Genomic DNA, 6,734 nt, shown 5'->3' with positions numbered 1-6,734 from the left:
CTTGGAGGCTTTCGGACGCCGGCCGCCCGAATATGCCGCGCCGTCAATCATGCGGCCGGCATCCGAAACCCTTCACAGAAGCGGACATAGCCCAATACGTGATCGGCTCCAAAACTTCGCAGCCGGTGGCGGATCGCGGGCGATACGTGACCTGCCGTAGGGCAGACGATCCGTCGATGCGCATGCCGCTTAAGCATTCGCAAGCTATTTTTAAGTCGCCCATGGGAACATTCATATCGGCTCGAGGTGAGTAACAAAATTGACGGCAATTTGGACGCTTCCCGAAAGAAGGCTGATCTCCGAACTATCCGTTGGGATCGCGCGACGCCTGACCGAAATCTTGCAGCCGTCCGATGGCGTGACGGTGTGCCATGGCTTTCAGTCGCCCTTTGATAAAGGGTGTCGGGTTCTGTGGCAGCTCGGTGTCGCGTATGGCGCCGACGGAGCGCGCGAGCGAATATCCTACGATGAAGACTTGTTGCCGGCATTTTTCAAGCTTTTGAGTCCCGACGCGATTAGAAGCACTCTCTCAGACGGGCCGCTGACACCTGCTCCAACTGTGTTCAGAGTCCTTACATGTTATCTTTCTATTGCGTGCGATTATGGCGGAGGTGACATCCTTCCCTGTCGTCGCGAGCCGTTTCATCCTCCTGCGGTCTTTGCGAAGGAAATCAGCGCACTCAAAAAGTTGGGCTACATTGATCGTCTTGGAACCGTTGTAATTTGGACTGACAAAATTGCTTCTGCGATGGTCGAAAGTTATCTTTGGCAAGCTGACGGCCAGTCAGTCGAGTCGGTTGTGGAGGCGAATATCAGAGAGGCCTGTGAAACGGCTCTGAGCTGTACGCCGGAACACACGATACGAACGCTTACCAGGGAAGCCGCCAGCATGTCTGAGTTGGATTTTGCGACACTTCTGTTGAAGCGGTTTGACGGTCTATTCTGGACCAAGAACCCCGATGGCACCGCGCGATCTAACCAAGGCGATGTCACTCTCCTCAAGGCGATCTACTACACGCTTCGAGCAAAGGGTTAGTCGAGCATATCTTACCCTGCGCGTGAATCAGTCCCTTCGATTTCCCAACGTCTGCACCGACACCGCGGACATGGGCGTCAGCGTTACCATCGCCAATGAATGGCAGAAATGGATCAAAAGCAGCCGTCGGTCGGTCCATGCAGGCTGGACGGCAGCTCCCAAGGGAGCGGACATCAACGAACCGAGCCTCACCCGCCGCCTTTGGACCAAATACAGACATCGAGTTCCGAATGTTAGGTAAGGACCAAAGTAAAAATAGACACTGATTTTAAGAGCCTGATCCCACTTTATTCAATGTGTCGATCGCACTGCAGATCGCTAATCCAAGATCGTGGTCGGTCTTGGTGTTGTCCGTTTCGAAGGTAGTTAAAGCCTTCTCCAGCTGCGAGAAGCAGTCTCGAATGCTGCTGCCTGCGCTTGCGGCGTCAATGCCGTGAGCAGGAAGGTGAGCACCGGTGCGAGTATTGCAAGAACTGCTGCTGTTTTGGTGCCAATGAGTTGTCGAACAGGATCATCGGGATTTGAAGAAGTGTACGCAGCAACTATAGAGCCGACCGCAATGGATGTCATACCTAGTATAGAGTTTCCCCACCTCCAGCAGGCCGGCCACTTGCGCCAGGCGCGATACTTGTTCTTGGCTTGATCGTAGTACCCCCGCGAGGTTTCGACTGCCATCGCCAATCCTCCCAATCATCTATCTAACAAATTCTGCTTGAGAGAAGAATACGACCAGAGAGTGTGGTGGCCTTCTAGTAGAGCTGAACGGTCGCACGTCCCTCCGGCGGTGTATTTCCCCGCACATGGAACGGTCAGACGCCGCCCTCAGCTACTCTTTTGGTACGCCCCGCTTACCTCTCAGCAGCGGACAGTCTGAAAGCGAAAGTGAAAGCGGCTCGAACCGGTCGGAAGGTCCGCAATGGTTTAAACGGGGACATCCGCGGAGCGACCGTAAACGTCGGCTTTTGGGCCAACAGAGACACCGGCGACCAGAACGAACAAGTCACATTTTAGCGGCGCGGGGGTGCTGTTAGTCGTTTTCCAGTGGACGCCGCTTCAATTTCCGCCGCCCTTTGGCCTCGACCTGGCGGATGCGCTCTCGGGTCACCGATAACTGCTGGCCGACTTCCTCTAGCGTGTGGTCGATGCTCATGCCGATAACGAATCGTTGCTTCTCTCAACCCAAAGTGCAGTCTCGCTTCGCTCCGCGACGATCTCGCCGAGATCGGCTATCCGACCTAAGGATCCCTGATCTCCGCTCGGGTGAAAACGTCCGTGGATCGAGCTGCCAATGCGCACGCGTCCCGGCTTTGCATTGTCTGCTTGTATCTCCCCTCGGGCCGAACATGGTCAGGTGGCGTCTGTGCTTCATGGCACTGGCGCTGGCGACGCGCCTTGGACCACCCACGTGGCGGCCGTTGACGTGCTCGTCGGGCAAATCACCGACGATCGTTTGCGTTCGCCATCGCACGCGACGCTCGCGGCGCACGAAACATGCCATCGATGTAGGTCGAAATTCTTTAGTCGAAACAATCCGATGTCGCGCGCGTCGCCAAAGAGACAAAAAGCGCTTTCTTTTTTCCAGAAATCATGCATGATGCACGCATCCTGTCCCGCCGAGAGGGGCGTAGCGCGCGATCGTCACGACACGTGGGGCAGGGATGCGGTGGCCGTGTTGTGTCGCAGCGTGCTCGCGCATGTGGACGAACGACGCATCACGGACGCGAAGTCGTGTGGTCCTGGCCTCCCGGTGCCGAGGTCAAGTTCGCGACGAGGGCTTGTGCTCTCGCGCGATGCGACGGGGTCAATCAGCCGGTCCCCGAGGAGAGCGCGAAAGAAGCGTTAAGACCGCCGCGCAGGGAATGCCGGTTGCTCGGCTTTGCCTGTGGTACCTGCCGCCTGCATTTTTTTCGCAGGCGGGCCATGGGTGAGGCCCTCACCCGGCATTCCCTGCGCCCTCTCGAATCCTCGAAGGGCGGTCGATCGCAGGACTCGGGCGTGATCCGCCGCGAGAGTGCGAACGTGCGCGTGGTTGTTTGAAACGTGAATAGCAACTGAGCCGTCTCTCCGTGCTGTCCACGAGTTCGAAGTTTTGTTCCCGTAGGCATGATGAAGTTCCGGCCATTTGGAACCGGAACTGCAGCCGATCCCTTGGTGTTGAACGGCATCTCGAACACACTGGAGGAGAGAGATGATGAGAACCCGTCTTGCCGTTTCGCTGATCGCCACCTCGCTGCTGGCATCGACCGCCGCGTTCGCCCAGTCCACGACCGTCGAAGGTGCCGCCAATGGCGCGGCGGCTGGCGGCGCGGTCGCCGGTCCGGTCGGCGCCATGGTCGGCGGCACGGTCGGTGCGGCCGTTGGCGCCGCGGTGGAGATCCCGAATGCGGTGATCACGTCGATCGATGCCGAGCGTGCGCCCTCGGTCGTGGTGCATGAGCGCGTCGTGGTCGGCGAGCCGCTGCCCGCCACCGTCGAACTGCGTCCGGTACCGCGCTACACCGAGTATCGCTATGCGGTCGTCAACGATCGCCGCGTGATCGTCGATCCGCGCACCCGCCGCGTCATCAAGATCATCGAGTGATCTGACATCATCGCACCGGAAGGCCCCGCCGCAAACCGTGGCGGGGCCTTTCTGCGTTCAGGTGGTCTGGGTGCGGATCTGGCGCGCGAGCCAGTCGAGCGCGGCGGCCAGGCCGAAGCCGATGCAGGCGGTGGTGGCGTCGACGATGAAATCCTCCAGCCGCGCATGACGCCCGGGTGCCAGGAATTGCGCCAGCTCCAGCGCCCCGATCAGGATGACCGCGATCCCTGTGGTCAGCAGCCGATGGCTGCGATAGGCGAGGCCGAAGGCCAGGCCGATCAGGACGAAGGCGAGGGCGTGCTCGCCGTCCTGTCCGAGATGGGAATGCGGCCGGTAGTTCGGCGGGCCCAGCGTCGCGAAGGCGACGGCTGCGGCGAGCAGCCAGGCCGAAAGGCGGAATACGATCTTCATGAGCTCTGCTTAGCACGATCCGGGCTGTGGGCCGGGCTCACAGCGGCTTGAGCCCCTAGTGTAGTTAACGCGGCGCGGGCCGAGGTTCATGGCGTCTCATCTTACCGCGCGGCGCCGTCGCCGGGCTTTTCAGATCGGCTGCCGCACGCCCAACCCCTGCATGAAGCGCTCGCGAATCTGCGCGGGATCGCGCCGGGTGGCGCCGACGCCGGGCTTGTCGTCGATGCGGGCCGCGATCAGCACCGGGCCGGCGGTTCCCAGCGCCAGATCGACGAGGCGTTCGAAATCCTCCTCATCTGCGGCCCAATGGCTGGCGCGAATGCCGCATCCTGCGGCAATGGCTGCGACGTCGGCCTGCCGGGCCGAGGTCGGCTGGCTGCCGGTGATCTGGTAGACGCCGTTGTCCATGACGATGATGGCCAAATTTTTCGGCGCCAGCGTCGCAATCGTGGCGAGGCAGCCGAGCTGCATCAGCAGCGAGCCGTCGCCTTCGAGCGCGAACACCCGGCGCTGCGGCTGCGCCAGCGCGACGCCGAGCGCGATCGGGCAGGCCAGCCCCATGCTGCCGAGCATGTAGAAGTTCTGCGGCCGCGGGCCCGCCGCCCACAGATCGAAATTGGTGTTGCCGATGCCGCCGATGACGGCTTCCTCATGCTTGAGCTTCGCAACCAGCCGGCAGGTAAGGTCATGGCGGTTCATGATCTTGGTGTTGAGGATCGGCGCGGTCATGCGAACACCTTTCCGCCGGTGAGCAGCGGGGAGAGGATCAGCGCCACCGGCGCCTGCGTCGCGACCGCCTGCTTGATCGAGCGGTCGACGATGAAGTCGAGCTCGTCGAGCCGCGTCATGGTGTGATGCTCCATCGCCAGCGCATCGAGCACCGGCCGCATGGTCCGGCACACCAGCGACTGGCCGTAGTTGAATTCGCCGAGCGTGCCGCGCTCCGACACGAGCATGATGAGCGGGATCTGGCAGGGCACGACCAGCGAGGCCAGCACGTTGGGCAAGGTCGCGAAGCCCGAGGTCTGCATCAGGAGCGCGCCGCGCCGCCCGCCCATCCAGGCGCCGGCGAGAATGCCGACCGCTTCCTCCTCGCGCGCGGTCGCAAACGTCGTGAAGAACGGATCGTCGTGCAGGCTCCGGATCAGCGGCGTCAGGACGCGGTCGGGAACGTAGGGGATGAGATCGACGTCGTTGCGCTTGAACGTCTGCAGCACGATCTCGTGCCAATTCGGCACAGCGGCTGCGGATCGCGCCGCGTCGGCATCGGCGGCCATTGCTGTTCCTCCGGTCGTCCCTGATGGGGCTCTGTTTGGTGCCGAGCTTGACGGCACCGGGACGATTGTCAACATGCCGGCCCGGCCGGTCAGGCATCCGCCTTTCAAGTCGGAAATCAAGAACCAAGATACCAGGAGGTCGCCTGTTCATGGCCGCGAATTCCAAGCGCGTCTTCTACGTCAAATATCTCGCGCACCCGATCTTCAGCGAGCTGCTCGCAGGCCGCCCCGACGTCCGGCTCGACCGGCTGGAGAACGAGAGCTCCGAGGCCGAGACGGCGCCGATCCTCGCCGCCGCCCACGCCTACCAGATCGGGGCGGCCCGCGACGAGCTCGCGCCGCGCTTCCATGTCGATGCGGAGCTGCTGCGCCGCGCCCCCAACCTCCTCCTCGTGTCGAGCAACGGGGCGGGATACGACCCGGTCGATGTCGAGGCCTGCACCGCGGCCGGCGTCCTCGTCGTGAACCAGTCCGGCGGCAACGCGCATTCGGTGGCGGAGCACACGCTCGGCATGATGCTGACCCTGTCGAAGCGCATCATCCAGTCCGACCGCCGGCTGCGCCGCGAGCCCGATGTCAACCGCAACGATCTGATCGGCAACGAGGTGCAGGGGCGGACGATCGGCATCGTCGGACTTGGCAATGTCGGCCGCCGGGTTGCCGAGCTGTGTCGCGGCCTCCTCGGCATGACTGTGCTGGCCTATGACCCCTATCTCTCGTCGGAGGAGATCGCGGCCCGCGGCGCGGAGAAGGTGGACCTCCATGACCTGATGCGGCGCTCGGATTTCGTCTCGATCAACTGCCCGCTGACGAGAGACAGCCGCGGCATGATCGGCGCCCGGGAGTTTGCGCTGATGCAGCCGCATGCCTATTTCGTCACCACCGCCCGCGGCTTCATTCACGACGAGGAGGCGCTGTTCGCTGCTCTGAGCGAAAAGCGCATCGCCGGCGCCGGGCTCGACGTCTGGGCCAAGGAGCCGCCGCCGCCGGATCATCCGCTGCTCCAATTCGACAACGTGCTGGCGAGCCCGCACACCGCCGGCGTGACGCGGGAGGCGCGGCAGAACATGGGCCGGATCGCGGCCGAGCAACTGCTCGCCGCGCTCGACGGCGGCCGGCCGCCGCGCCTGATCAATCCCGAGGCCTGGCCGCGCTACAGCGCCCGTTTCCGCGAGGCGTTCGGAGTGGCGCCGGGCTAGCCGGGAGAGGGGGAGTTGCGGGGAGAAGATTTCATGCGTCGCAAGCTGCGGGGTGGTAATGAATCTTCTCTCCCGGGCGGCTGCGGCGACGTGGACATTGCTATTTTCCGCGCCGTCTCGACAGCCCGGCGGCGGCTGATCATTTTTCCAGAGGCGCCATGAGCTTAGGCCATTTTTTTCGCTCGGCGCAGAAGGGAAACTGGTCCGATGCGCCGGCTGAACGCCATCCT

Annotated in this window: 7 protein-coding genes and 1 pseudogene; 3 read left to right on the top strand and 5 right to left on the bottom strand. The window is 62.6% G+C overall.

Annotation, left to right across the window (positions count from 1 at the left end):
* Positions 1-259: 259 nt before the first annotated feature.
* Positions 260-1,036, top strand: coding sequence for a hypothetical protein (locus tag ACQR1D_RS31260; protein WP_434840397.1), 777 nt, complete (start codon positions 260-262; stop codon positions 1,034-1,036).
* Between the two features lie 366 nt (positions 1,037-1,402).
* Here ACQR1D_RS31260 and ACQR1D_RS31255 read toward each other — a convergent pair whose 3' ends face one another.
* Positions 1,403-1,711 (bottom strand): hypothetical protein, encoded by a 309-nt coding sequence (locus ACQR1D_RS31255; protein WP_434840398.1) that lies wholly within the window; start codon positions 1,709-1,711, stop codon positions 1,403-1,405.
* A 352-nt stretch (positions 1,712-2,063) separates the two neighbouring features.
* Positions 2,064-2,207 (bottom strand): annotated as a pseudogene (locus tag ACQR1D_RS31250) (sigma factor-like helix-turn-helix DNA-binding protein); the annotation flags it as partial.
* A 1,020-nt stretch (positions 2,208-3,227) separates the two neighbouring features.
* Between ACQR1D_RS31250 and ACQR1D_RS31245 the strand changes: the two are divergent.
* Positions 3,228-3,617, top strand: coding sequence for a DUF1236 domain-containing protein (locus ACQR1D_RS31245; protein WP_315805169.1), 390 nt, complete (start codon positions 3,228-3,230; stop codon positions 3,615-3,617).
* Between the two features lie 57 nt (positions 3,618-3,674).
* On the opposite strand, the gene ACQR1D_RS31240 is transcribed toward ACQR1D_RS31245, so the two are convergent.
* The 3 genes from ACQR1D_RS31240 to ACQR1D_RS31230 form a co-directional block, all read right to left on the bottom strand.
* Positions 3,675-4,028, bottom strand: coding sequence for a VanZ family protein (locus ACQR1D_RS31240; RefSeq protein ID WP_316218496.1), 354 nt, complete (start codon positions 4,026-4,028; stop codon positions 3,675-3,677).
* A gap of 129 nt (positions 4,029-4,157) precedes the next feature.
* On the bottom strand, positions 4,158-4,757 hold the full coding sequence (locus tag ACQR1D_RS31235; RefSeq protein ID WP_315805112.1) for a thiamine pyrophosphate-dependent enzyme: 600 nt from the start codon (positions 4,755-4,757) through the stop codon (positions 4,158-4,160).
* Complete coding sequence (locus tag ACQR1D_RS31230) at positions 4,754-5,305, bottom strand: thiamine pyrophosphate-binding protein (RefSeq protein ID WP_315805113.1); 552 nt, start codon at positions 5,303-5,305, stop codon at positions 4,754-4,756. Before ACQR1D_RS31230 ends, ACQR1D_RS31235 begins: the two co-directional genes overlap by 4 nt.
* A gap of 149 nt (positions 5,306-5,454) precedes the next feature.
* On the opposite strand from ACQR1D_RS31230, the gene ACQR1D_RS31225 reads away from it, so the two are divergent.
* Entirely contained in the window at positions 5,455-6,504 is a 1,050-nt protein-coding gene (locus tag ACQR1D_RS31225; protein WP_434840399.1) for a hydroxyacid dehydrogenase, read from the top strand.
* Positions 6,505-6,734: the final 230 nt, after the last annotated feature.

The organism is Bradyrhizobium sp. HKCCYLRH2047 (genome assembly GCF_051168175.1).
Lineage (GTDB): Bacteria > Pseudomonadota > Alphaproteobacteria > Rhizobiales > Xanthobacteraceae > Bradyrhizobium.
This window is presented reverse-complemented; position numbering and strand designations above follow the sequence as displayed.